The 26,987-nt window shown below is 32.8% G+C and carries 24 protein-coding genes and 1 tRNA gene; 13 read left to right on the top strand and 12 right to left on the bottom strand.

The features are described 5' to 3' along the window. Nucleotides 1-16 precede the first annotated feature (16 nt). Nucleotides 17-1,849, top strand: coding sequence for a hypothetical protein (locus ACNRYB_RS08720; RefSeq protein WP_473729800.1), 1,833 nt, complete (start codon nucleotides 17-19; stop codon nucleotides 1,847-1,849). A gap of 62 nt (nucleotides 1,850-1,911) precedes the next feature. Here the strand turns inward: ACNRYB_RS08720 and ACNRYB_RS08715 are convergent, their stop codons facing one another. Then, the gene (locus ACNRYB_RS08715; protein WP_473729799.1) at nucleotides 1,912-2,313 is read right to left on the bottom strand and encodes a helix-turn-helix domain-containing protein; all 402 of its coding nucleotides are present in this window, start codon (nucleotides 2,311-2,313) and stop codon (nucleotides 1,912-1,914) included. 334 nt (nucleotides 2,314-2,647) lie between these two features. Between ACNRYB_RS08715 and ACNRYB_RS08710 the strand changes: the two genes are divergently transcribed. The 12 genes from ACNRYB_RS08710 to ACNRYB_RS08655 all read left to right on the top strand — a co-directional run bounded on the left by ACNRYB_RS08710 (nucleotide 2,648) and on the right by ACNRYB_RS08655 (nucleotide 14,845). After that, nucleotides 2,648-3,112 carry a hypothetical protein gene (locus ACNRYB_RS08710; protein ID WP_473729798.1) on the top strand — a complete coding sequence of 155 codons (465 nt, stop codon included), beginning with the start codon at nucleotides 2,648-2,650 and terminating at the stop codon, nucleotides 3,110-3,112. A 449-nt stretch (nucleotides 3,113-3,561) separates the two neighbouring features. Further along, on the top strand, nucleotides 3,562-4,824 hold the full coding sequence (locus ACNRYB_RS08705; RefSeq protein WP_129746399.1) for a tail fiber domain-containing protein: 1,263 nt from the start codon (nucleotides 3,562-3,564) through the stop codon (nucleotides 4,822-4,824). Nucleotides 4,825-4,986: 162 nt separating this feature from the next. Further along, nucleotides 4,987-6,225, top strand: a complete 1,239-nt coding sequence (locus ACNRYB_RS08700; RefSeq protein ID WP_129746400.1) for a TMEM143 family protein — start codon at nucleotides 4,987-4,989, stop codon at nucleotides 6,223-6,225. Nucleotides 6,226-6,230: 5 nt separating this feature from the next. Next, the gene (locus ACNRYB_RS08695) at nucleotides 6,231-6,746 is read left to right on the top strand and encodes a DUF2199 domain-containing protein (RefSeq protein WP_473729797.1); all 516 of its coding nucleotides are present in this window, start codon (nucleotides 6,231-6,233) and stop codon (nucleotides 6,744-6,746) included. Nucleotides 6,747-7,363: 617 nt separating this feature from the next. Continuing rightward, nucleotides 7,364-8,710 (top strand): hypothetical protein, encoded by a 1,347-nt coding sequence (locus tag ACNRYB_RS08690; RefSeq protein ID WP_473729796.1) that lies wholly within the window; start codon nucleotides 7,364-7,366, stop codon nucleotides 8,708-8,710. A 389-nt stretch (nucleotides 8,711-9,099) separates the two neighbouring features. Then, nucleotides 9,100-9,564 carry an Mpo1 family 2-hydroxy fatty acid dioxygenase gene (locus tag ACNRYB_RS08685; protein WP_263524383.1) on the top strand — a complete coding sequence of 155 codons (465 nt, stop codon included), beginning with the start codon at nucleotides 9,100-9,102 and terminating at the stop codon, nucleotides 9,562-9,564. 7 nt (nucleotides 9,565-9,571) lie between these two features. After that, nucleotides 9,572-10,438 carry a class I SAM-dependent methyltransferase gene (locus ACNRYB_RS08680; protein ID WP_129746404.1) on the top strand — a complete coding sequence of 289 codons (867 nt, stop codon included), beginning with the start codon at nucleotides 9,572-9,574 and terminating at the stop codon, nucleotides 10,436-10,438. Between the two features lie 158 nt (nucleotides 10,439-10,596). Continuing rightward, nucleotides 10,597-12,441: a TlpA disulfide reductase family protein gene (locus ACNRYB_RS08675; protein WP_473729795.1), complete on the top strand. Its 1,845-nt coding sequence runs from the start codon at nucleotides 10,597-10,599 to the stop codon at nucleotides 12,439-12,441. Nucleotides 12,442-12,560: 119 nt separating this feature from the next. Then, nucleotides 12,561-13,421, top strand: a complete 861-nt coding sequence (locus tag ACNRYB_RS08670) for a hypothetical protein (protein WP_473729794.1) — start codon at nucleotides 12,561-12,563, stop codon at nucleotides 13,419-13,421. A gap of 30 nt (nucleotides 13,422-13,451) precedes the next feature. Beyond that, nucleotides 13,452-13,643: a hypothetical protein gene (locus ACNRYB_RS08665; RefSeq protein WP_129746407.1), complete on the top strand. Its 192-nt coding sequence runs from the start codon at nucleotides 13,452-13,454 to the stop codon at nucleotides 13,641-13,643. 24 nt (nucleotides 13,644-13,667) lie between these two features. Next, nucleotides 13,668-14,270 (top strand): hypothetical protein, encoded by a 603-nt coding sequence (locus ACNRYB_RS08660; protein ID WP_473729793.1) that lies wholly within the window; start codon nucleotides 13,668-13,670, stop codon nucleotides 14,268-14,270. A gap of 23 nt (nucleotides 14,271-14,293) precedes the next feature. Beyond that, nucleotides 14,294-14,845 carry a GNAT family N-acetyltransferase gene (locus ACNRYB_RS08655; protein WP_473729792.1) on the top strand — a complete coding sequence of 184 codons (552 nt, stop codon included), beginning with the start codon at nucleotides 14,294-14,296 and terminating at the stop codon, nucleotides 14,843-14,845. Nucleotides 14,846-14,920: 75 nt separating this feature from the next. Here ACNRYB_RS08655 and ACNRYB_RS08650 read toward each other — a convergent pair. The 11 genes from ACNRYB_RS08650 to mraY all read right to left on the bottom strand — a co-directional run bounded on the left by ACNRYB_RS08650 (nucleotide 14,921) and on the right by mraY (nucleotide 26,944). Next, nucleotides 14,921-14,994 (bottom strand) — tRNA-Arg (locus ACNRYB_RS08650). Between the two features lie 78 nt (nucleotides 14,995-15,072). Further along, nucleotides 15,073-15,522, bottom strand: a complete 450-nt coding sequence (locus ACNRYB_RS08645) for a GatB/YqeY domain-containing protein (protein WP_129746412.1) — start codon at nucleotides 15,520-15,522, stop codon at nucleotides 15,073-15,075. Between the two features lie 199 nt (nucleotides 15,523-15,721). Further along, on the bottom strand, nucleotides 15,722-17,698 hold the full coding sequence (gene ftsZ / locus ACNRYB_RS08640) for a cell division protein FtsZ (protein ID WP_473729791.1): 1,977 nt from the start codon (nucleotides 17,696-17,698) through the stop codon (nucleotides 15,722-15,724). Between the two features lie 79 nt (nucleotides 17,699-17,777). Further along, nucleotides 17,778-19,184 (bottom strand): cell division protein FtsA, encoded by a 1,407-nt coding sequence (gene ftsA, locus ACNRYB_RS08635; protein ID WP_129746414.1) that lies wholly within the window; start codon nucleotides 19,182-19,184, stop codon nucleotides 17,778-17,780. Between the two features lie 6 nt (nucleotides 19,185-19,190). Beyond that, complete coding sequence (locus tag ACNRYB_RS08630) at nucleotides 19,191-19,913, bottom strand: cell division protein FtsQ/DivIB (protein ID WP_473729790.1); 723 nt, start codon at nucleotides 19,911-19,913, stop codon at nucleotides 19,191-19,193. Beyond that, nucleotides 19,900-21,249: a UDP-N-acetylmuramate--L-alanine ligase gene (gene murC, locus ACNRYB_RS08625; protein ID WP_473729789.1), complete on the bottom strand. Its 1,350-nt coding sequence runs from the start codon at nucleotides 21,247-21,249 to the stop codon at nucleotides 19,900-19,902. The genes ACNRYB_RS08630 and murC overlap by 14 nt, the downstream gene beginning before the upstream one ends. 199 nt (nucleotides 21,250-21,448) lie before the next feature. Next, nucleotides 21,449-22,537, bottom strand: a complete 1,089-nt coding sequence (murG, locus tag ACNRYB_RS08620; protein WP_473729788.1) for an undecaprenyldiphospho-muramoylpentapeptide beta-N-acetylglucosaminyltransferase — start codon at nucleotides 22,535-22,537, stop codon at nucleotides 21,449-21,451. 45 nt (nucleotides 22,538-22,582) lie between these two features. Continuing rightward, nucleotides 22,583-23,902 (bottom strand): FtsW/RodA/SpoVE family cell cycle protein, encoded by a 1,320-nt coding sequence (locus tag ACNRYB_RS08615; RefSeq protein WP_129746417.1) that lies wholly within the window; start codon nucleotides 23,900-23,902, stop codon nucleotides 22,583-22,585. A 49-nt stretch (nucleotides 23,903-23,951) separates the two neighbouring features. Further along, on the bottom strand, nucleotides 23,952-24,290 hold the full coding sequence (locus ACNRYB_RS08610) for a four helix bundle protein (protein ID WP_473730237.1): 339 nt from the start codon (nucleotides 24,288-24,290) through the stop codon (nucleotides 23,952-23,954). Nucleotides 24,291-24,379: 89 nt separating this feature from the next. Beyond that, entirely contained in the window at nucleotides 24,380-25,711 is a 1,332-nt protein-coding gene (gene murD, locus ACNRYB_RS08605; protein ID WP_008467152.1) for a UDP-N-acetylmuramoyl-L-alanine--D-glutamate ligase, read from the bottom strand. Further along, the gene (mraY, locus tag ACNRYB_RS08600) at nucleotides 25,712-26,944 is read right to left on the bottom strand and encodes a phospho-N-acetylmuramoyl-pentapeptide-transferase (protein ID WP_343705547.1); all 1,233 of its coding nucleotides are present in this window, start codon (nucleotides 26,942-26,944) and stop codon (nucleotides 25,712-25,714) included. Nucleotides 26,945-26,987: the final 43 nt, after the last annotated feature.

The following is a 26,987-nucleotide window of genomic DNA, read 5'->3' as shown; positions in this document are numbered from 1 at the left end:
TATCAAAAAAAATTATATGTGGGTAACAAATAATTCTACTTGGAATAAAAAAGCAACAAAACTTGAAAAATTTTTTATCGAAAGAATAATTCAAAGATGTGACTACGATGAAACAATTTCAAAAAAGCATCGAACAATAAATGGCTATACCCAATTGCAAGAATTAATAAGACTTGCAGAATTAAGCAAAAAAAGAATCAGAACGCTTAGAACATTAATATCAATTATTAAAGAATCAAAATCTGAACATATCAAACAAAATATTGTTAACGATATTGTTATAGATAAATATTTTAATGATCTAAAAAAATATCTTCAAACTATAAATGAAGATGAAGTTTTTAAAAATGATAGCTTAGACAAAATAGATATTTTTTTGCATAATTTAAAAAAGCATTCTCTTCAATTAGAAAAATATTATCACAGCAATATTATTCTAGAACTTAACTCAATTGATTTTAATGAGAAAGTCAAAATAGAAAGGTATCTTGGAAAACTTTCAGACTTGGTAGATCTCATCATACCATCTCTTTTACATAAAGGATATAGTATCAGCTCATTAAACGAAGTACTAAGAAGATGGATCGAAGCTCAAGTACATGTTAACTTACAGAAATTTTTAGATTTCTTCAATCATTCTTATGATTATTATGAAATTATAATTTATTTAGGAAATCGGGCAAGTGAGATTGCAGAATTCAAAAAAGTTGTTTACGATAAAGGCATAGCTGATATAAGAAAAGCTTCTGAATTTTCTAAAGATTTTTTACCTGAAAAATATTTTACTGAAAGGGAAGAAGTAATTTATTTTAGTTGTTATACAAAAGATCCCGTTTCTTTTGTGCGAAATCAATATGATCAATTATTAAAAGATATAGTAATATATCGAGACCGAAAATCTCTATCTTTATTTTCTAATTTTTTTAAAAATAGTTATTGGAGAAAAAGCGGATCATCACATAAATATTTTAAAAACGTAATTATAAATAGCGACCCTATAAGTGTTGTTTCGAGAAAAAGTACATTATTTATATCATTGGTAACTAATAAATATATCGTTTTTAATAATGAAACTTCATTAGATTTTTTAGATAATGAGCAATTAAAAAAATCAGTATATTATTACAACCTTGCATTAGGATCCAAATCAATCGAAAATTCTCTATCTCTACTATGGACAGCAATAGAATGTATACTTCCATATCGTATATATAAAGCAGATATTGAAAATGTAAGAACCCTTTTCTCAAAAACTTTTAGTTTCGGATCATATACAAGAGACATTCAGTACTTAATTAAGAGAATTACGATAGTAAATAATGTAAATAAAGGATGTTTTAATGCTTTAGGAGTTTCATCATTACCTAAAAATAATACAGGAGGGGATTTAATAGAATGGATTGATTGGCTTAAAACAGACTCAATTAAGAAATTCAAAACATTTAATGAAGTTTCTGTTTTACTTGCATACGAATATAGCCAAACTATTAAACCTTTAGTTGAAGGAAATCTTGAAACAATTCTTAAAAGAATGAATGCTTCAAAAAAATCAATTGGATATCAATTACAAAGAATTTACCTCCACAGAAATCAAATCGTCCATTCTGGAGATTATATAAATGAGTATACAAATTTATGGATACACCTTGAATGGTATGTAGGAAAATTTCTATATCACATTATAACTCAAACTGAAATAAATCATAAATTTGACAGTATTGAAAAATTATTTGTTGATTTAGAATCAAATTATGAATATTGCTGTTCATATATTGAAAAAAACAAAAATAAACCATGCAAAGATAGTGATAAAATAACTGCATTGCTTTTTAATGTTGATTGGCAATAAGGGAAGACAAAAAAAGAGACTTTGTAGAAAGTCTCTTTTTCGTTCTATAATTATCATTAAAATTATTTCTCCTTCAACAACTTCTCCAAATACTCCACTTTCTCCTTCTCTGCCTGAACCAAACGTTCATAAAGTTCTATTACTTTATCTAAAGGATTAAATGAACAAGTATTATTTTGACCGAATGCACCATTACTATTTGCAAAATTAGGTTCGTTAAAAGTATTAAAGTAATTGAATACTCCTTCATCACTAAAATTCTTAATAGTTTCTACAGAAACGCCTAAAGCTTCAGCAATTTTATTTAGTCTTTCGTCGTCAATGGTTTCGCTTCCTTCAAGAGTAGAAACATATTGCTGGCTCATGCCAAGGGCAATTGCTAACGCTTCTTGTTTCATACCTCTAAACTCTCTAATTCGGCTAATATTTCTGCCAATATGTTTTGGTTTTGTTGCTGTGCTCATAATCCAAAGATATTTAAAATTCTTCAAAGTTTTTTATTTCAATACAATACCTTTCTATCCAACAAAAGTATCATTTTTCGCACAACAAAAAAAGCTTCACCGTTTCGTTTTTGCACTAAATCTAAATACAATACAAAAAACTCACATCCTAAGTATTTACAGGGATTTCAATTTTCTGAAACCATTATTTTTATTTGTTTTAAATCTATAGCAATTGCTGTAATTTATGATTTTGTTAATTCTTTTCTTAAAAAAAATGTCAAACTAAGAAACTTTTCTTACTTAATTCTTTAAATTCGCCGCACAACCAAACCACTAAGCTGTTTATAAACCAATGACCATTTTTAATTTCTTTAAAAGATCTACTGTAAAATGCCCGAGATGTCTTGGAAAAAGATTTGTTGATTGGGATGATATCCGCCGTTTAAACCGACAATTGAAATGGGTTCCTGCGCCATGCGCCTATTGCGATGCAACGGGAAGAGTCCCCAAAGAATTGCTTTCTAAAGTTGCCGTAGATTGCATGTATCTCACAATCGATTTGCCAGAATCTGTAATAGAAAAAATAAAAGAAGGCGATCTTGAAACAATCGAAAAAGGAAAACAACGCGAACTTTTTGTAGATCATCTTATACAATACGCAGAGCATCATTACGTTACTCAAAATCTCGATGCAGAAAGTATTGCCAACCTATACTTAAATACCGAAGCAGAAAAAGCTCCTTATGCCGTAACTAGAGAAGAATTAATAAAATATATTCAAGGCGTAATCGAACTCAAAAAAACGGTATTACAATAATCTTTGCATCCCAATTACTCAAAATCTTTGACCGTTTACAAAAACAGGTAAAAACACCTATAGCCACGCTATTATTTTGTTCTAATATTGCTGTGAATAATTTTTAGTTTAGGCAAGGTTTTCTAATAGAAAGCTTTTTAATTTTTTGTCACTTTTTTTTGGAACAGAAAGTGGGATTTCAAATCGCTGGTACCGATTGGAAATTTCACTTTTTTTTTGCCATCTTGACGAAAGAAAGATAACCCTCATAAATTCCGCAACGATCCTATCAAAAACCCTAAAAATACACTTCTACAAAGTTATAAAACCTCAATTCTGTCCTATTGTAATACAAACAAGACTTTTAGAGGGAATTAAAAATAGAGCCTCTTTTTACTTTTGCAGCCGCTCATTTATCTTCGAGAAAATCTGATAAATGGATAAAAACAAGTAAAAAGTAAAAAAAGAGAATGAGAAAAATTATACTTATGCTGACATTAATTCAAAGCGGATTCGTGATGGCACAGACAGAAACTGAAAAAGTGGTAACCCCAAACGGGAAAAAAGTAAAAGTTTACACAAATCCAGTCACTACTGTTGACAATGGTTTAACCAGAACTGACGGAAATGTACAATTGGGCGGAGATTTAACAAAGCCTACTTTAATAAAAACAACTTCTGAAAATCCCTTAGCCATTGGAGGTTTACAAAACGGAACTTTAACAGATCAATTGTTAACTACAGATGCTAACGGCGTTTTAAGGAAAATATCTAATGGTAATTGGTGGAATACTAATGGAAACACAGGAACAATTGCAGGAACAAATTTTATTGGAACAACTGACGATCAGGACTTAGTTTTTAAGCGACAAGGCTATGTAATTGGAAGATTAACATCATCAAACATCTCTTTTGGATCTAGTAGCCTAACATATAATACTACTGGTGATCAAAACTCAGCCTTTGGAAGAACTGCCTTATTAAATAATACAACTGGGAGCAATAATACTGCCTTAGGCGCAGGAGCACTTGCGCGTAATACCGTAGGGGAAAAAAATACTGCTGTAGGAGTTAGTGCATTACCATTAAGTAACTCTGCCAATAGAAATGTTGCTGTAGGAGAAGCTGTTTTTGGCTCACTTTTAACAGGAAATAATAATATTGCTTTAGGCTTTGGTAGTGGAAGATATTTTGGAGATAACGCAGCAACTAATCTTCTAGATAATAGTACCGAAAGCATGTTTATTGGAGCAGAATCACGAGCTTTACTCAATGGATCAAAAAATGAAATTGTTATTGGGTATAATGCAAGAGGAAAAGGCTCAAATACAGTAACGATTGGTAATAGCCAGATAACTGAAATCGGCGGTTATGCACCTTGGTCAAATTATTCTGATTCTCGTTTAAAAAAGAATATCGTTAGCAGTACATACGGTTTAGATTTTATAAATAAATTACGTCCTGTGCTTTATAACATGAAAACAGGAACCACAGAATTACAATCTGGTTTTATTGCTCAGGAAGTAGAAAGTGCGGCAAATAGTATTGGTTATAAATTCAGCGGAATTGTAAAACCACAAAGTGATACTGATTTTTATAGTTTGCGTTATTCAGATTTTGTCGTGCCATTAGTAAAATCAGTGCAAGAGCTGAAAAAACAGTTGGAAGAGAAAGAAGAGAGAATTTTAGATCTTGAAAATCGTTTGCTAAAATTAGAGCAAAAACTTAAATAGTAATTAAAAGGAAGCATTTAGCTTCCTTTTTTATTTTCAACTATTTTATTTTAAAAAAATCCAACCTTTGCTACTTTGCTACTCTGCACCTTTGCTCCTCGAAAAAAAGCAGTATTTTTGCATTTCTGTAAACGCCACGAAATTAAAAGCCCAGAAATCGATATGACACGAGAACATTATATTCCGTTTAATAAAGAATTTTTACTCGAACAGCAAATTACCGCTTTTGCTAATGACCCTAAAAAAGTAGATGGTTTTAAGAAACTTTTCGAAATAATCGAACACTATTATCATTACGAATCTTTTAACTTAAACCGAAATCTAAAGCAAAACTATGCACTTTATGATCCTGATTTAAGCGAGAAAGAACGAGAACAGTTTATCAATAAAAGCGATTTTCCAGTTTTTAAAGAAACACTACTGAAAGTCCTTGAACGTGGTAATTACTACAGAATTAATCAAAAAGCTTTAAACGATGCTTTTAACGAATCTGATTTAATTGGACTGAATCTTTCTATCGACTTTAATGCTTTTAAAGATTTTGAACTTTATGCACGCGGACATCATAAAGCAAAAGAAAAGGTCAAAAAATATTTTTTTTGGACCAAAGAAGTTGAAATTGAATATTATGACCGTGTCTTAATTTACCTAAATTATAGCGAAGCAGATTACCTAAAAGAAAAGAAAGTCAAATTAGGTAAAATGCCAATCGATCCAGGTTCAATTGCCTTAAAAATATTCAAACGTGTACCTAAAAACGATCTCGAAACCATTTTCCCAAATGCTATTCCTAAAATGTCTCTTAAGGATAAATTGCTGCTTTGGGTACCGGGTGTTTTTGGCGGACTTTCGTTATTAAGTGCCAAGGTGATTCCGGCCCTGATCAATATGTATGAAGCTTATCAAACAGGTGAAACAATCGATTTGCTTAACAGCAAAACTTCTTTAAATCAGGGTTTAATTGCACTTGGAATTTTAGGAGCATATTGCTTTCGTCAATACAATAACTTCATAAATAAGAAAATCAGATATTCTAAAACACTTTCAGACAGCTTGTATTTTAAGAATCTTGGAAACAATAGTGGCGCCTTCTACTCTCTTCTAAATTCTTCTGAAGAAGAAGCTTTAAAAGAGACCATTTTGGCTTATACTTTTTTACACGAAAGTGAAGATTCATTAACAGCCGAAGAACTGGACAATCAAATTGAATCTTGGTTTAAAACCAAACTAAATACCGATTTGGATTTTGATGTGAATGATGCTTTATTGAAATTAAAAAGCATTGGTCTGGGAATAGAAACTAACGGAAAATGGAATGTGATTCCACTTAATGAAGCGCTTATTGCAATTGACGACTTGTGGGATAATGTTTTTAAATATAATCAGAAAGCCAAATCTTAAGAAAAATGAATACTTACAAATGTTCTTGTTGCGGAGAAGTTTTTGACCAAATGCCTTTGTGTTTTGGAAATGAATTTCCTGCTTATTATTTTACCATTACGCCAGAAGAAAGAGAACAAAGAATTGAATACGGAGGAAGCTGGTGTTATGTCGATGAAGAGCACTTTTTTCACAGAGGAAGATTGACAATTCCGATAATTGATTACCACGAAGATTTGGTTTTTAATGTCTGGACCACGATAAGCGAAGATAATTTCTGTCTTCGAATGGATTTGTGGGAAGATCCCAATAGAATTAACCAAGAACCGTATTTTGGCTGGATGCAGACTAATATCCCAACTTATGGCGAAACTTTATCTCTAAAAACAATTGCTATTGAGCAAAGCTTAGGGTTAATTCCAGAAATAAAAATGATTGAAGAAAATCATCCTCTAACTTTAGATCAAGAAAACGGAATTACATTAGAAAAAGCCATTTCGATTGTAGATGAAATAATGAAAATACAGCACGGCAAAAGCTAAAAGAAATTTTCTGTAAGTCATCAAGATTAGAAAAAAGAACAACACCTTCCATTTGATTGCGCACAATTTATTTCTTTTGTTTGATTTGTTCTAAAGTATCCCACGGAGCTTGATCACAAATTCTATTCAACTAAAACCACTTTCTTTAAAGATCTTCAGTTTGCATTAATTGCAGCATTTTCAGTTGGAAATTCATATCTCATTACAAACGATTTCCAATTATTTGATTCCAATTTTCCAATACACACTTACTTTTGAGTTCATAGAAACAATAGCAGAATTTCTATACTGCCCTGCACATTTAACTATTCTTTTGCGTTGACAGATAATTATGTCATTACTATTTGCCTATGTAATTGTGGCGATTAAGCCATTAACCTATAGAATTTATTCTGTTAAAATCTATTTTGTATCTCTGGAAAACCTTTAAAACCAAGACAACTCTTCTTTTTATTAAAAAGCGAAACAAGCATTTGTCTTATTTTATTACAACTAAAACTTTTTAAGGCTAAAATCTGATTATAACGCAACTAATTTAGCTTGATTTTATGAGAAAATTCAATCAACTCATAAACAACTCAGATTAAAGTATAACAAATCTTTTAAAACAACTTAAAATGAAAAAAATTACCTTGGTGCTCTTATTGATCCAGAGTGCATTTATGATGGCACAAACAAAAACTGTAGTGACTCAATATGGTGAAAAAGTTACTATAAGCCCCTATTCAAACAATGGTTTAACGGCCACAGGAGGCTACATACAGCTTGGCGGTACTTTAATACAAAATACTACCATACAAGCCACTCCGTCTGCTACTCTAGCTTTACTAGGATTGCAAGCAGGAGCATCTACAGACAAGATTTTAGTAGCTGATCCAACAACTGGCGTTTTAAAATTAGTAGATAGATCTACTTTTGGTGACAATCTTGGCAATCATACTGCTACACAAGATTTAGCAATGGAAGGTAACAATATTAATAACGCAGCAAATATTACAGCTACAGCAAAAACAACTACAGCAACTGCTCAAATTACAACTGGTGCTGGAGCTGGTAGAATCGCTGTTTCTGACGCAACAGGTAATGTAACTTGGACAGATCCTACTGCTATTAGCGTACAAGGTGACAATCTCGGTAACCATACCGCTACACAAGATTTAGAAATGAGCGGCAAGAATATTAATAATGCAGAAAATATTACAGCTACAGCAAAAACAACTACAGCAACTGCTCAAATTACAACTGGTGCTGGAGCTGGTAGAATCGCTGTTTCTGATGCAGCAGGTAATGTAACTTGGACAGATCCTTCATCTATTAGCGTAGCAGGAGACAACCTTGGTAATCATACTGCTACACAAGATTTAGCAATGGAAGGTAACAATATTAATAACGCAGCAAATATTACAGCCACAGCAAAAACAACTACAGCAACTGCTCAAATTACAACTGGTGCTGGAGCTGGTAAAATTGCTGTGTCTGATGCAACAGGTAATGTAACTTGGACAGATCCTGCAACTATCAGTGTAGCAGGTGACAATCTAGGTAATCATACTGCTACACAAGATTTAGCAATGAGTGGCAAGAATATTGATAATGCAGCGAATATTACTGCTACAGCAAAAACAACTACAGCAACTGCTCAAATTACAACTGGAGCTGGAGCTGGTAAAATTGCCGTTTCTGATGCAACAGGTAATGTAACTTGGACAGATCCTGCAACTATTCAAACTATTACATCAGAAATAGTAATTGATGAATTTAATGTGACAACAGATGGAACGGATACTTTTACATTAAGCAAAACACCAACTTCGACTGCCAAATTATTATTCCATATAAATGGTGTTTGCATTTCTACAGCGGCGATTTCTTTAACTGGTAATACTGTGAAGTATACTCCTGCTAATAATGCTTCATATGCATTAATGACAGATGATCTAATAAGAATCACCTATTTAAAATAATAGCTTCTCTAAAATCTATCAATACCTCGATCTATTGACAGTCCTTAATAATCGATATGGATTATTAGACAGATATATTTAATTAAACACCTGCAAGAGCTTTTTTTTGCAGGTGTTTTTGTTTAAAATTCTTATCTATTCTTTGTTTTGTCAATTCATTTGAGCAGGAGTTAGCTTATAATTATAATAAGTATCTTACCAAAATTTAAATAACATGGATTTATCTCTTTTTCCATAATTATGCCTTTGTATACCACTATTTCAGGATAAGACATAAAATATCTTAAAAAAACGCCATTTCGATTGCAGATGAAATAATGAAAACAAAGCGCGGTAAAAGCTAAAAGAAAATTTATTAGATTTACGCTACTAACTATAAAACCGCCCAAATGAGAACATTAGATCAATGGTTTGCAGAATATGCCGTAAGTCATCAAAACCCAAAAAACAAGACAATACATTATGTTTGTGTGCCTGCTATTTTCTTTTCAATAGTTGGATTATTTATGAGTATTCCGAGCTCGACAATCTCAAATACATTAAAACTAAACGCTCCAATTATCGAAAATTGGGCTTTTGTTGTACTCCTTTTTGTTCTGCTATTTTATATCAGATTATCTCTTGCAATGGCGGTTAAAATTGCTGTTTTTTCTATTCTTTGTTTAGTTGCAAATTATTACATCGGTCAGTTTGTTCCGTTGTGGGCATTCTCTATTGGCGTTTTTGTATTGGCTTGGATTGGACAATTTTATGGACATAATATTGAAGGTAAAAAACCTTCCTTCTTAAAAGATCTACAGTTTTTATTAATTGGACCAGCTTGGGTTGTAGAAAATTTGTTTTCGAGAAAATAGAATTAAAATGAAAGCGGAAAAAACAAGCAGAACGGCACAATACATGGCGTTCTTTCGAGCATTGGAAACACAATGTAAAAAAAGGTTGTTTTCAGATCCTTATGCCATTCATTTCATAGATTCAAAATTGAGATTGGCCGTTCGTTTATACAAATATCCAATTATCAGAAAATATATTAATAATACTATACAGAAAAAAATTCCTGGAGCTTTGTCTTCTGGAATTGCCAGAACAAAATATATTGATGATTTACTTGAAAATGCTATTTCAAATGGCGTAAAACAAGTTATAATTTTAGGTGCTGGTTTCGACACGAGAGCGGTACGCCTTGATTTTCTAAAAGATATTCCTGTAATAGAAATTGATCATCCTAATACTTCGAAGTTTAAAGCCGAAGTTTATAAAAATAGAATAGGGCAAATTCCTCAGAACATCCGTTTTCTTCAAATTGATTTTAACAAACAAAATTTAGATCAATTAGCATTAGAAAACAATCTGGATTTTTCTAAACCAACTACAATTATTTGGGAAGGTGTAACAAATTATCTTACCGAAGATGCTGTAAAAAATACCTTTTCATATATCGCTAAATTTGCTGCTAACAGTCATATTATTTTTACGTATGTACATAAAAATATAATCTTAAATCCAGAATCTTTTTTAGGTGGCAAAAAACTTCTGGAAGATTTAGAAAACCTTGAAGAACATTGGACATTTGGTTTTCTTCCCGAAGAACTACCAAATTATTTAAATCAGTTTGATATTGCACTTTTAGAAGATTTAGGAGCTAATGAATATCGTGAAAAGTTTCTGCCAAGCCGTTCTGAAAATGGATATGAATTTTATAGATCTGCAATTGGTATAAAAAAATAAACAGCTATTAAAAAGTATACAGACAGTATATAATCAGCAAAATAACTCCATAGATTTTTGCTAATATTTTCTTAATAAAAAAACAACAGACGATATAATTTCTACATTTATGCTTCGTTAATCAATTAAGAAAATATCAATCAAAAAACCAAAAACAAATGAAAAAAACCATTATTTTACTGCTGTTTTCAGTTATTAATATTGCTTTTGCTCAATCTGGAAAGATCTATTTAAAAAATGCAAAATTCAACATGGGTAAACCTAATACTTATGTTTATGAACCTCCTCAAGGTCTTGCAATAGAAGATAATGCTAAAGCAAATTTTCTCTATATTACCCCTAATGATTTTTCTTCTGACGTAAGTCCGCTGAAAAAAAGTGGAAAACGTTATGAATTTACAGCAAAAGTTCCTGATTCTGTTAGAGTGATCCTAGTAACAATAAACGATTCACAAAAAATTGCAGATAGCAATAATGAAAAAGGTTATTCTGTTCTTTTAAAGACACAAAATGATATTGAATTAGGAAAAAGTCTGATAGACGAAATTTATGTCAGAAGTAATGGAGGCTACTTTTTTAGATTAAAATCAGATCCAAAAAGAGAAGATTTAATAACTGAATATGATGCCATATTTGCAAAATATCCGAAATTAAGAGATGATATCGTTTCTTTAGAATATTTATACACTAAAAAGTCTCTCAACAGAGAACAAGGAACAAAAGATCTTCTAGCTTTTGCCGATAAATGTGTAAAACGAAATAGTGAAGAATATTTGACTACAGCTTATTATATCTATAGTTCAAATAATGACACTCAAGATAAAGCAACAAAATTGAGAAAGGAAATTTCAGAAAAGTATCCTGCAAATAGAATTGATAAAATGGATTTTATTCGAAATTTCTATGATCAGCCTGATAAAACCGAAGCTTCTATTTTAAAAAGTCTTAATACTTTTAAGACAAAATATTCTAACGATACTTCAAAGAGGTCACTAAATTATTTTTATTCTGTTTTGGTGCCGATATATTTAGATAAAGGAGATTTAAAAAAAGCGATAGAAATAGAACCCTATATAAACACACCGGCAGACTCCTATAATAATTTTGCTTGGGGCCAATCTGGTGGTGATTTAACAATGCCTGTAAAAGATATTGATTTTGCTACAAAAGTTTCTAAACGATCTTTAGACATTCTCGAAGCAAAACGAAAAGAATGCTTTACTCCTGATTATAATGATAAATTTAACATGTTTGCTGATACTTATGCACTTCTGCTTTATAAACAAGGCAAATATGAGGAAGCTTTTAAATACCAAAGCGGAGTTAAAGCGCTTAACGGGTTGGACGCTGGAGGAAAAGAACGCTATTTAGCAATGCTGGGCAAAGTAAAAAGTAAAGACGAAGTAAAAGCTTATATTGAGGATGAAATCGGTAAAGGCAACACATCACCGGCATTTCTTGCTAAACTAAAAGAAATTTACATTGAGAAGGAATTACCTATGGCTGAATATGATGCTATTCAGCAAAAAACAGAATTATTAGCACAGGAAAACAAAAACAAAGATCTTCTTGAAAAATTTGGAACTAAAAATGCCACTGATTTTACCTTGAAAAATCTAGAAGGAAAAGACACAAAACTTTCAGATTATAAAGGAAAAGTAGTTGTTCTTGATTTCTGGGCAACTTGGTGCGGGCCATGCAAAGCTTCTTTTCCAAAAATGCAACATTTAGTGACTAAATACAAAGATAAAGATGTTGCTTTCTTGTTTGTAAATACTTGGGAAAATGGTAAAGAGGACGACGTACTTAAAAAAGTTACTTCGTATATAACTGAGAAAAAATTCGACTTCAACGTCGTTTTCGATTCAAAAACAGAGGTTGTTACCAATTACAAAATACAAGCGATACCAACACGTATTGTAATTGATAAAACCGGTAATATTCTTGCTTATGACAACTCTAATACTGATCTTGGAGCAATTATAGATGAACAGTTAAAATAAAATCGAGCTTTAGCTAATTAAAAACTAACTAAAAGGACAAAGATATCTTTTGTCCTTTTTTTATGATTAAAATATACTTAAAATATTTTTATATTGGCATAATAAACCTAATCTATAAAATGAGAAAAATCTTCGTATTGATTGTTTCTGGAATTTTACTTTCAGCTTGCAAACAAACAGACAACAAAAACATTTCTGGCAAACAAGAAATAAAGAAAGACATTACCAAAGTTGAAAACTCATCGCAAACAGTAAAATCGGATTTGGGATTATTCGAACAATTTTCTAAAAATAAAAATGAAGTTATCCTTAAATTAAAATCGATTCCCAATAAAGAAGCTGCTAATGCATTGTATGAGAAATATTATGAAGAAAATAATATTTTGCTGGGACAGATCGAAGAAAAAGAATCAGGTGTATTAGATAAATTCTACAATGAAGAGGAAAAAGCTAAAAGAGAAGTGAAACTTTTAGGCGAAAAACTTTCAAGACATCAGTTAGAGTATTTTGAAATTGGAGAAGGGTATGTTGAAATTGAGACGCTACCTGATTTCTATTATAAAATCTTCAAAGATTATGTAACAAGCGATTACAAAGATTATTTGTATCTGAAAAGTGAAGAAAACAAAACGCTTTATTCTGCAGACGCTGGACTTGTAATCTCTTTTAAAGATCTAGGCGAGAGAGTAATTTCTTGGGAAAATTTCATGACCAAATATCCTAATTCAAAATTGATTGCATCTGTAAAAGAAGAATACAAAAATTACCAAATGGATTATTTAGTTGGTCAAGACAATACGCCAACAGCCGAAAGAGCAACAGATGAAAAATATATTTACCCAGAAAACATTCGAGAATTTAACCGATTCATGAAAAAATATCCAAAAAGTCCAACAGTTCCTCTAATTAACTTGTATATGGAGAACTTTAAAAGCGAAAGCGTTTTTGATTTACTAAGAGCTGAACAGGATAAACTATAACTAAGATATTTAACAACCAACAATCTAAATATGGAAAATAAAAACCAACCTATAACATTTGTTTTTTGGATAGTAGCCATCATTTTAGGCGTAACCTTATACAAGCAATTTGATTTTAAAAATTTAAAGTTTGAGAATCCGGCAATGGCTGTTATTTATGGCATTGCCTTTTTATTTTCAGTTTATTATATCATTAAAATTTTAAAAAAAAATAAAATATAATTAATAATAAACCTCGAAAAGTTTATGAAAGAGAATTGGTTATATATCAAATCGCCAGATTGTTACGAAACCCCCTCTGTCATTCAATTTAACAATAATGACATTAATTATTTTATTATTGAAAAAAGCAACGAAGATTCTCTATTAAAAATAAAAGATGAAAATAGAAGTAAAAATTTAGCCGAAACAAAACATCAGTTAATAAACCCAAATAGGATTCGTTTTTTTGAAAAAGGAAAAATATATTACTCCTTAAGTAATGAAGAATCAATTACAGAAAATTGTATTTTCGAAAATGATTATCAAAAACTACATCCGACCGAAACAGAATTAACAGAAAATGAAATTCAAAATTTGAAATTCGAGATTAATTGGAACGGAGAAAAGACAATTGTACGTTTTAATGAAGATTTAGATCCTCTATACATACAAGAAATAAATAAGCGACTGAATAGAGAGGGACGGAAAATTCTAATAGAAAAGTTAAATGATACATTGTTTGTTTCGTTTTATGAAAATGCCGCTTTAGACAATCTACTCCCAATAAAATATGTAGACAACCAGAAGATCATTCTATATGGTTTTCCTCAAGAACCTTATGAAATAGATTGCCAAATAAGTCTGTAAAAAATTAATCAAAAAAACACAGAATGGAATTGAATTTTAAAGATTTCCCTAAACTGATTACCGAAAGATTAGTATTAAGAAATATTGAAAACACTGATGTTGCTTTAATTCATAAATTACATTCTGATGCAATTGTAAATGCGTTTGTTGGAAGAGACAATTCGTCAAGCATAAAAAATGCCGAAGAATACATAATTAAAATGCAAAATTTAATAGCGAAAAATGAATGCATTTATTGGGTTATAACGGAAAAAGGAAATAACGATCTAATTGGTTCAGTTTGTTTATGGAATTTTGATGTTGAAAATGAAATTGTAGAAATAGGATATGAAATGTTGAGTGAATTTCAAGGTAAAGGAATAATGACTGAAGCAATCAAAAAAGTAATAGAATATGCGTTTGAAAAAATAAAAGCAAAAATAATAACTGCTTTTCCGTCTTCTGACAATATCAATTCTGTATCAATATTAAAAAAAATGAACTTTGAATTGGAGAATAAAAAATATAATAATACCCATGAGAATATAAAAAATCTGGTAACTTATACTTTAAGAAATAGTCCAATTAATAACTAGACGAAAACATTAAAAATTTTTGCCCCATAAAAAAGCCTGAGAATATATATTCTCAGGCTTTTTTAAATTTTATAGTGACCCCGGAGGGGTTCGAACCCCCAACCCTCAGAGCCGAAATCTGATATTCTATCCAGTTGAACTACGAGGTCAGTTTTATTTATGATTTTAGATTATAGATTGGTGATTGAAATCTAAAATCTACAGTCTAAAATCTAATAAAATTATATTTACGAAAGTAATTTCTTTACAATTGTAGAAATGGTTTTTCCTTCAGCAGTTCCGCCTAATTGAGCAGATGCTAATCCCATTACTTTACCCATTGAAGCAATTCCAGAAGCGCCTGTTTCAGCAATGATTTTTGCTACTACAGCTTCTACTTCTTCTTCACTTAATTGAGCTGGTAAAAACTTCTCGATTACAGCAACTTGAGCCAATTCTGGTTCAGCTAAATCTGGACGGTTTTGCTCTGTAAAGATTCTTGCGCTTTCTTTACGAGTTTTAACCAATCTTTGAAGTAATTTAATCTCATCATCTTCAGATAAATCTTCTTTAGATCCTGAAGCTGTTGAAGCCAATAATAATTCAGATTTAACAGCTCTTAAAGCTTCTAAAGCTACTGTATCTTTTGCTTTCATGGCGTTTTTGATTTCGTCCATGATTAGTGTTTGTAAACTCATGTTTATATTTTATTAGAATAAGCTAACGCTTATTAATTGATGTATTAATTTGACCCTTTGACTTCGCTCAGGGTGAAAATAAGATTCACTTTAAAAACCTATTTAGAAAGTCAAATTTTGAAATTCTGTGCGAAGATAAAAAAAATAACCCGAAAATTAAATCCAATTTTCGGGTTACCCTATATTATGATTCTAAAAATTAATCTACGTTATCGTGCAAAAATGAATTGTTTGAACGTAATTGTAAATCGTTATTACTGTCTGTTCCAACAGAGATTCTAGAATTTGTATTATTAGACTGAGAATTAGACAAATCTATTCCTAATCTTTTATAAGCAGGCTCTTTTTCCAGCTCATCAATTCTAGAAACATTGTTATGGAATTTATAGTTAAATTCTTTTAGTTTCTTTCTTCTTTCTTCTGCTCTTAAGCGCAATGTTTCTTCAATAGTCAATTCTAAAGGAGAAACTTCAGAAGTTGTTGTAATATCTGGCTGACTTGCAAAATCAGGTCTTGCTTTCAACGTGATGTTTAATTCCTCTGGAATTGTAGGCTCAACTACTTTTTCAACTGGTTTAGAAGCCAATAAATCGTTTTCAACTTCCATATATTCTTCTAGAGAATATTTAATGATTCCGTTATCTGAAACTTCAGTTACAGGAACAAATTGTACTGGATCGTTTACTTTAATATCACGAGTTTCATTTGTCAATTCAAACAGAACTCTATTATCTTCAACAACTGGCTCTCTTTTTACAGGCTCTTGCTTAAACAACGGAAGATCAAACGAGAATGTTGTTTGTTCTTCTCTTTCAAAAACTCTTTGCTGCTGCACTGGCTGTTGTTGTACTTGCTGAACAGCTGGTGCTTCAGGAGATGAAATTGTAAAATCGATATCTGTAATTGGCGAAACGATTTCGAAAGTAACATCTAGATTCTTAATAAACTCAGACATCACCACTAACTCTTCCTGATTGATTGCTGGAGCAACAGCTTGTGCAGTTGGAGTAAAAGTTTCGTCATCATCCATCAAATCAAAAACAACTTTATCTTCTACTTTTGCTGTCGGTGTATCAACAGTTAAGTCGAAAGAAGCAAGTGGTTTATTCGTTAAATTATGAACGCTTCTCTGCTCATCTTCTAACGTATGAATGATTTTCTTTGGTTCTGTATTTACAATTTCATTTTGTTGTTCTACATCAAATCCTGTAGCGATAATAGTTACAGCAATGGCTTCACCAAGAGTTTCGTCTTCACCAACTCCCATGATAATATTTGCATTGTAACCCGCTTCAGCTTGAATGTGATCGTTGATTTCTCCAATTTCGTCAAGAGTAATCTCATTAGTTCCAGAAACGATAAGCAACAATACGTTTTTGGCACCCGTAATTTTATTGTCATTTAACAACGGAGAATCTAATGCTGAAACAATAGCATCTTTCGCTCTGTTGTCGCCTTCAGCCACAGAAGATCCCATGATCGCAGTACCGCTGTTTGCTAAAACAGTTTTTGCGTCACGTAAATCGATATTTTGAGTGTAGTGGTGCGTAATTACTTCGGCAATACCTCTAGAGGCTGTTGCCAAAACTTCATCCGCTTTAGAAAATCCTGCTTTAAAACCAAGATTTCCGTATACTTCTCTTAATTTGTTGTTGTTGATTACAATTAAAGAATCGACTTGCTTACGCAATTTCTCAATTCCAATAATTGCTTGCTCCTGACGCACTTTCCCTTCAAATTGAAACGGAATGGTCACGATACCAACTGTCAATATTTCTCTTTCTTTTGCTAATTGAGCAATTACCGGAGCTGCACCAGTTCCAGTTCCTCCACCCATACCAGCAGTGATAAATACCATCTTAGTATTTTTATCCAACATTTTCTCAATATCCGAAATACTTTCGATAGCCGACTGCTGTCCAACGTCTGGGTTTGCTCCTGCTCCTAATCCTTCAGTCAAATTAACTCCTAACTGAATCTTATTTGGTACTGAACTATTTTGAAGCGCTTGCGAATCGGTATTACAAACGATAAAATCTACGCCTTTAATACCTTGTTTGAACATGTGGTTAATTGCGTTACTTCCGCCCCCACCTACACCTATTACTTTGATTACATTTGATTGATTTTTTGGTAAATCAAATGAAATACTTCCAAATTCTGAGTTGCTCATCATCTTTTTGGTTTTTTGAAATTCTTATTAAGTACATTTTTTACTTCTTGACTTGGGGCAAGAAATAATCCTTCTCTTTTTATTATTCTGCGTTGTCTAAAAATTCTTTGATTTTGTCGACATATCGATCAAAAAATGATCTTCTTATTTTGGTTTCAGTAGATTCATTTTTAGGCACCTTTTGACTTACGGTTTCTCTAGGTTCTTCAATGGTTTCTACTTTCTCAACGTAGTTTTCTTCAACTTCGTATCGCTGTACTGGCGGAGCCGTTCTGTAAACAATTTTTGGTTGTTCTTGAACCATTTCCATTCTAACAGCACTTTGCGAACTGTTTTCGATACTGTTCATTACTAATCCTACTGCAGTTGCAAATAGCGGGCTAGAGATTTCTTCACTAGAGTTTCCTGCCAAATGCTCATTCGGATAACCAATTCTAGTATCCATTCCTGTAATGTATTCTACCAGCTGTTTAATGTGCTTTAATTGTGCACCACCACCTGTTAAAACAATTCCTGCAATTAGCTTTTTACGGGGATCTTCGTGTCCATAAGCTTTAATTTCTGCAAAAACCTGTTCTACTATTTCCACAACTCTTGCATGGATAATTTTAGATAAGTTTTTAAGCGAAATCTCTTTTGGCTCTCTTCCTCTTAAACCTGGGATAGAAACGATCTCGTTGTCTTTATTTTCTCCCGGCCAAGCAGATCCGAATTTTATTTTTAAAAGCTCGGCTTGTTTTTCAATAATTGAACATCCTTCTTTGATATCATCTGTAATTACATTTCCTCCAAAAGGAATTACTGCAGTATGACGAATGATGCCATCTTTGAAAATAGCTAAATCTGTTGTTCCGCCCCCGATATCGATAAGCGCAACACCAGCTTCTTTTTCTTCCTGACTTAAAACAGCATCAGCCGAAGCTAATGGCTCTAATGTCAATCCAGACAATTCAATTCCTGAACTCTGGATACATCTTCCAACGTTTCTGATTGAAGATGCCTGACCAACTACAACGTGAAAACTTGATTCTAATCTTCCGCCGTACATTCCGATTGGCTCTTTAATTTCAGATTGCCCATCGATTTTAAATTCTTGCGGTAAAACGTGAATTATTTCTTCTCCCGGTAACATCGCCAGTTTGTTTACCTGATCGATTAGGAGCTGAATATCTTTTTCGCCAATTACTTCTTCAGGATTATTTCTGCTGATGTAATCTGTATGCTGAATACTTCTGATGTGCTGTCCGGCAATACCCACAACCACATCTTTGATTTTGTATCCTGAATTATTTTCTGCTTCAACTATAGCCTGCTGTATAGACTGAATCGTCTGCGTAATGTTGTTTACTACTCCTCTGGCAACACCCAAACTTTTGGATTTGCCAATGCCCAAAATCTCCAACTTACCATATTCATTTTTTTTGCCAATCATGGCAACGATTTTGGTTGTTCCAATATCTAGACCTACTGCAATGTTATCTTTTTCCATTTTCTATTATTTAGTGCAAACTACTTGTTCCGTAAACCTAAGGTCAATTTTTTTGTATTTGTATAACGAACTATCTAAAACTGCTTTTTGAAAGAAGGCTTTATAGTTTCTAAATTTCTTATCAACATTCATCGTTCTTCCAAAATCTATGAAGTAATCATAGTTACGATTAAACATTTTTAAGCTTCCATTCGGCATAATCTCTATAGCAATGATGTTTTTTTTCAAAAACGCATCGTCATAAATTGTGCGAAGTAAAGCTGCTAAATCTTCGTTATTTTTTTCATTTATTGCCCCTGAAACAAGAGGAACTCGCGCAGTGAAATTGTCCGATAAGGGCATTTTATTACCCTCATAGTCAATATAAAAAGAAGCGCCGCCATCATAAACTCTTGCTATGGGCGTCTTCTGTTTTACTACTGCTTTTAGAACTCCATCGATACTTACAAAAACATTTGACTTCTCAATCATGTCTTGCGTATCGAGGGTTTTCTCTATCTTATTCAAATCTACTTCATCTTTTCTAATACTGGAAGCGTCTCTTTTATTTTCTATCAACAATTTATTAACCGTTTCTGGCTTCACAAAAAGCGTATTTTCTCCTACAAAAACGACCATCGATTTTTTCAATTTTCGATCACCATTTCGATGTTGTGCGAAAGAATATAAAAACAAAACCAGTCCGAAAATAAGTACTAATCTGATATTTGTCCAATTAAATATTTTCATTTAAAATCTTTTTAATTGAAGGAACCATTTCTCCCAGATCACCAGCTCCGATTGTTACAATAATAGGTGCATCACTGGCTTTGATTTCACCTAATAAATCTTCTTTTGCAACAATTTTCTTGTTCGTATTGGTCATTTTACCCAAAAGCCATTCAGAAGTCACTCCTTCCATCGGAAGCTCTCTTGCAGGATAAATATCCATCAAAAATACTTCGTCAAACTGCGATAAGCTTTCTGCAAATCCGTCAACAAAATCTCTTGTTCTGCTGAACAGATGCGGCTGGAAAATTGCCAAGACTTTACGCCCTGGATACAATTCCCTAACTGCTTGATGAACAGCATTTATTTCTGTCGGATGATGTGCATAATCATCAATATATACTAAATTTTCGCTCTTAATCTGATACGAAAAACGTCTTCTGATTCCGTTGAATGAAGCAATAGCTTTTGCAATAGAATCGGTCGGGGTGCCGAAAGTTTTAGCCATCGCAATAGCCATCAATCCATTCATTAAATTGTGTTTTCCAGGCAGTCCGAAACGTAAATCTTTCATGATTTCTGACGGCGTTTGCACGTCAAAAACATAAGCCCCATCTTCGATTCGAACATTATAAGCCTTATACACAGCATCTTCATTTATAGCACATTGAACGCCGTCTAAAGGCAATTCTTTGGTTATAAAAAGATTATTTTTATCTTCTACTTTGGCAGCAAATTCTCTAAACGAAGCTTGAATTGCATCGCTAGTTCCATAAATATCCAAATGATCAGCATCCATAGAAGTCACACAAGCAATATTTGGATGCAAATGCAAGAATGATCTATCAAATTCATCTGCTTCTACAACCGTAACAGTTTTCCCGCTTCCGATCAGATTCGAATTATAGTTTTCTACAATTCCTCCAATAAAAGCTGTTACATCTGCACCGCTTTGAAACAGAATATGCCCCAAAATACTTGACGTTGTAGTTTTTCCGTGTGTTCCAGCAACCGCAAAACAAAAAGTATCTTTGGTAATGATTCCTAAAACTTCTGCGCGTTTTTTAACCTCGTAATTTCTTTCAATAAAATAATTCCACTCAGAATGTGTTTTTGGAACCGCTGGCGTATAAATCACCAACGTATTCTCAACATAATAATCACTTGGAATTAAATTTATATTGTCTTCAAAATGAATATCTATACCACTTTCAATCAATTCATTAGTCAGCATAGAAGGTGTTTTATCGTAGCCTGAAACTTTCTTTCCAATAAATTTGAAATAACGAGCCAGGGCACTCATTCCGATACCTCCGATACCAATAAAATAAACGTTTTGTATTTGATTTAAATTCATTTTCTATTAAAATTGATTAGTGAATGACTCAAAGATTAAAAACAATCCAAAAATGATTAGTCCAAATCCCCCAACAAAGCCTTTCAAATCGTTATAACTTTTCCTTTTTTTTCTTCTATAAAAAACATAACAAACTGTTAAGATACCTATCAAAATACAAATCATACCTCGATAAAAATAATCCCGATCCATGTATGTTCTACTTAATCAACTTCACAATTTCTGCAACAATATCTTGTGTCGCTCTTGGTTTGGCCAATTTTTTAATATTATCACTTAGCTGTTTCTGTTTTCCAGAATCTTTCAGCAGCGCTTCAAAAACAATGCTAAACTGACTGTCTAGTTCAGATTCTTTCAACAAAATCGCACCTTTTTCATCTACAATTGCCTGCGCATTTTTAGTTTGGTGATCCTCAGCTACATTAGGTGACGGAATAAAAATCACTGGTTTTCCGACAATGCATAATTCTGACACCGACGAAGCGCCTGCACGTGAAATTATGACATCTGATGCTGCGTAAACGAAATCCATTCTTTCAATAAAATCAACCACTTTTACATTTGGCTGATTGTATTTTTTATATTCTTCAAAATATAACTTCCCGCATTGCCAGATTACTTGCACGTCTTGAGAAAGAAAATTTTGCAGTTCTTTTTCAATTAACTGATTGACTCTTCTTGCGCCTAAACTTCCTCCTAAAACCAGCAATGTTTTCTTATTCGGATCTAAACCATAGAAAGCAATTGCTTCATCACGTTTACTTTCGATATCAATTAAATCCTGACGAACTGGATTTCCAGTTAAAACAATTTTTTCTTTTGGAAAAAACCGTTCTAAATTTTGATATGCCACACAAATCGCATTGGCTTTTTTGCTCAACAATTTATTTGTTATCCCTGGATAAGAATTCTGCTCTTGAACCACTGTTGGTATTCCTGCCGAACCTGCCGCTTGCAATAATGGTCCGCTGGCAAAACCACCCGTTCCAATTACTACATTTGGCTTGAACTTTTTAACAATTCTTTTTGATTCCAATAAACTGCTTGCCAATTTTAACGGAAACATTAAATTTTGTAAAGTCAATTTTCTTTGTAATCCAGCAATCCAAAGACCTTTTATTTCATAACCTGCCTGAGGCACTTTCTGCATTTCCATTTTATCTTTGGCACCTACAAAAAGAAATTCTGCATCAGGAAATTGTAATTTTAATTCATTTGCAATCGCAATTGCAGGATAGATATGCCCTCCTGTTCCTCCTCCGCTAAGTATGAATTTATACTTTGTCATCTTTCTAAAAATTACAACTTTTTAAAAATTTTTTATATTCTAATCTTATTTATTTAAAACCGCATTCATCGGATTTCTTGAATTATCTTCGATGGAATACAAAGCTTCTTCTTCGTAAATCTCTTCTTTTTCATCAACTGGCAAATCATCTTCTGCCAATTCTTTATCTATTAATCTCTGAAGCGCTTCTTTTCTTCTTGCTTTTTCTTCTTGTTCTTCAGCGATTTCTTCTTCTTTTTTGGTTACACTAATGATAATTCCGAGAGAGAAACAAGTCATCCAGATCGAACTACCTCCAGAACTTATCAGCGGAAGCGTTTGCCCTGTTACCGGCAATAATTCTACTGCAACCGCCATATTAATCATCGCCTGAAATATCATCGGAAATCCGAGACCGACGACGACTAATTTTCCAAACAATGTATTGGCTTTATGCGAAGCGATCACAAATCGGAACAGCAATAATAAGTACAGAACCAATATTGCAACACCTCCAACTAAACCATATTCTTCTACTACAATTGCATATATAAAATCTGAAGATGATTGTGGCAAGAAATTTTTCTGAACACTTTTTCCTGGCCCTAATCCGCCTAATCTTCCCGATGCAATTGCAATTTTTGCCTTTTCAATCTGATAATCATCTTCATCTGGTTTGTCTGTTGTAAAGTTCATAATACGACTTTCCCAAGTTGAAACCCTGCTGAAGAATCTTGAATCTGGAAATGCTTTAGCCACCAAAAGGAAAAAAGCCAACATTGCAATTCCCGATCCGATGATAAAAGCGATATATTTTAATGGATATTTACCAATGAACGTAAGCATCATTACCATTGAAAATATCAACGCTGTGGTCGAAAAGTTGGCTGGTAATATTAATGCCAAGGTGATAAATACCGGAATCCAAAGCTGAATAAACGAGGTTTGAAACGGTTCGTTTTCTTCTTTGGTTTTCGACAAATAACGTGCAACGTAAATAAACAATACGCTTGCCGCTAAAGTAGAAGTCTGAAACGTAATTCCAATGAACGGCACCTGAATCCAACGGCTTGCATTTGCTCCCGCAATTACTGTCCCTTTCAACAAAGTGTACAGTAATAATAACCAAACCACTGGAAGCGCAATTTTTGAAATTGCTCTAAAATAATGGTACGGCACTTTATGAACCCAGTAAATGATCAAAAAACCGATACAAACGTGAGCTAGGTGTTTTACCAAATATCCCAATGTATTTCCTGTTCCGTGACCTATATACGCCAGATTGCTACTTGCACTAAAAACAGGCATAAACGAAAACAACGCCAATAGGGCCACGAATGACCATATTACTCTATCTCCCTTTAGTTTATTTACCAGTTCCTTCATTGTAGATTTCTGATTTTAGATTTTAGATTATTTTCCAAAACCTTCGGTTTTATTTATTGATTCTTTTATTTACTGTTTTTAAACTGCTGACAAAAATGGCTGTTAATTCATTTGCTTCCTTTAGGATTGTCTCCAATTCTTCTTTTGCAATCCACATTTTTTCTTTAATAATCTCCAACCAAAACAAAGTTTCATCTGCTTCTTCTAAGACTATATTCATTTTAGCAATAAATTCTCTATCGCTTCTGGCTCGACAAACTGCTCTATAATTTGCTCCAACAGATGTTCCACTTCTTACTATTTGATTAGTTATTGATCTAATCACATTTGTATTTGGCATTTTTTCAGCCAGTTCAATTATCATCAAAGAGAACTTTTTGGTCCTCATTTTCATTTCATCTGTCGTCATAATCAAAAAGAACTTATTTTAATTCAAAGATTGGGAACAATCTAAAATCTGAACTCTAAAATCTAAAATTATAAATTGTGTACCGCTTGTTTAAATTGTTTTCCACGATCTTCGTAATTTTCGAATAAATCGAAACTCGCGCAGGCTGGAGACAATAAAACAACATCGCCTTTTTCTGTTAATCTTTGAGCAGTTTTTACTGCATCATTCATATTGTTTACTTCAACCATAATATCAACAACGTTTCCAAAAGCATCGATAATTTTGCGGTTATCAATTCCAAGACAAATAATAGCTTTTACTTTTTCGCGTACTAATGACATTAATTCGTTGTAGTCATTTCCTTTATCAACACCTCCAACAATCCATACCGTTGGTGCATTCATACTATCCAAAGCAAAGAAAGTAGCGTTTACGTTTGTTGCTTTTGAATCGTTGATATATTGAACGTTTTGTATTTTTAATACTTTTTCTAAACGGTGCTCAACACCTTGGAAATTAGATAGACTTTCACGAATTGTTGCATTTCTAATTTGCATCAATTTAGCTACAGAGCTTGCTGCCATGGCGTTTTTCATATTATGTTTTCCTTCTAACGCAATGTGTTCTGTATCCATTGTAAACTCTTCTTGGTTGATCTTTATTTCCATTTTGTTGTTATTTATAGAAGCCCCTTCATCAAATTTTTTCGTCAATGAAAAAGGAATTAGTTTTGCTTTTGTTTTGTTCTTCTTTAACCATTCTGTACTTGCTTCATCATCTGCATCGTAAATGAGATAATCATTTTCAGTCTGGTTCATCGTTATTCGGAACTTCGAATTGATATAATTTTCATACTTATATTCATATCGATCTAAATGGTCCGGACTAATATTGGTTATTATCGCAATATCTGGTCTATAATTTATTATTCCGTCTAACTGAAAACTGCTTAATTCAAGAACGTATGCATCGTATTTATTTTCTGCAACTTGCCACGCGAAGCTTTTTCCAATATTACCTCCCAACCCGACATTCAATCCTGCATATTTCAGCAAGTGATGCGTTAGCATTGTGGTGGTAGTTTTACCATTACTCCCCGTAATCCCGATGGTCATTGCCTCTGTGTAAGGTATCGCAAATTCGATTTCCGAAATCACCTTTACTCCCGCTGCAACCAGCTTTTTTACTATCGGAGATTTATCTGGAATTCCTGGGCTTTTCATCACCACATCTGCATTTAGAATTAAATCTTCTGTATGCTGCTCCTCTTCCCAGGCTATTTTATTAATGATAAGAACTTCTTTATAACTCTCTTTTATTTTTCCAAAATCGGATACAAAAACATCATATCCTTGTTTCTTACCGAGGATAGCGGTTCCAACTCCGCTTTCTCCTCCTCCAAGTACTACTAGCCTCATCTATCTTAATTTTAAAGTAATGATTGATAAAATGGCTAACATTACGGCAACAATCCAGAAACGGGTTACGATTTTACTTTCGTGATATCCCTTTTTCTGATAATGATGATGGAGCGGCGACATCAGGAAAATTCTTCGTCCTTCACCGAAACGCTTCTTCGTATATTTAAAATAAGTCACCTGAATAATTACTGAAGCACTTTCTGCTAAGAAAATTCCACAGAATAAAACAATCAATATTTCTTTACGAACTGCAATTGCCAAGACTGCGATGATTCCCCCAATAGTCAAACTTCCCGTATCTCCCATAAAAACCGATGCTGGGAATGAGTTGTACCAAAGAAATCCAATCAATGCTCCTACAAAGGCCGATATAAAGACTGTCATTTCTCCCGAATTGGGGATATACATAATGTTCAGATAATTTGAGAAAATGATATTACCTGAAACGAATGTAAAAATCCCGAGCGCGAGAACGGAAATTGCGGATGTTCCTGCGGCGAGCCCATCGATTCCATCTGTCAAATTTGCTCCGTTTGAAACTGCTGTGATAATGAAAATAACCACTGGAATAAATACTAACCAAGCCCATTTCTCATACCCATCTCCCATAAAAGACAATACTTCGGCATAGTCAAATTCGTTGTTTTTCACGAAAGGAATTGTAGTTGCTGTAGACTTTTCTTCAACTCCAGCAGGAACAATAACTGTCGAATTTGCTGCAGTTTTAAATACATCTGTACGACCTGTATCTGTTCTTACTGTAACGGCAGGATTAAAATAAAGAACTGCCCCAACGATTATCCCTAGTCCAACTTGACCAATTACTTTAAAAATACCTTTTAATCCTTGCTTATCTTTTTTGAATATTTTGATATAATCATCAACAAAACCAATTGTTCCCATCCATAATGTTGTTACAATTAGCAAAACAATATAGATGTTGTGTAATCTTGCAAATAATAAAACTGGAACCAAAGTGGCAAAAATGATAATCAGTCCACCCATTGTTGGCGTACCTGCCTTCTCATTCTGACCTGCAAGACCTAGCTCTCTAACTGTTTCTCCTACTTGCTGACGACGTAAAAAGTTAATTACTCTTTTACCATAAATAGTCGACAAAAGCAACGAAAGCATAAATGCCAAAGCTGACCTAAATGTGATGTACTGGAAAACTCCTGTTCCAGGAATGTCCAATGTTTTATCAAAATATTCAAATAAATAGTACAGCATATTTTTTATTTTTTAAATTCCAATTTTGAAATTCCAAATTCCA

The sequence above is a fragment of the Flavobacterium sp. CR10 genome, assembly GCF_055814415.1.
Note: the sequence above shows the minus strand (reverse complement) of the source record. Positions and strands in the feature narration are given on the sequence as shown.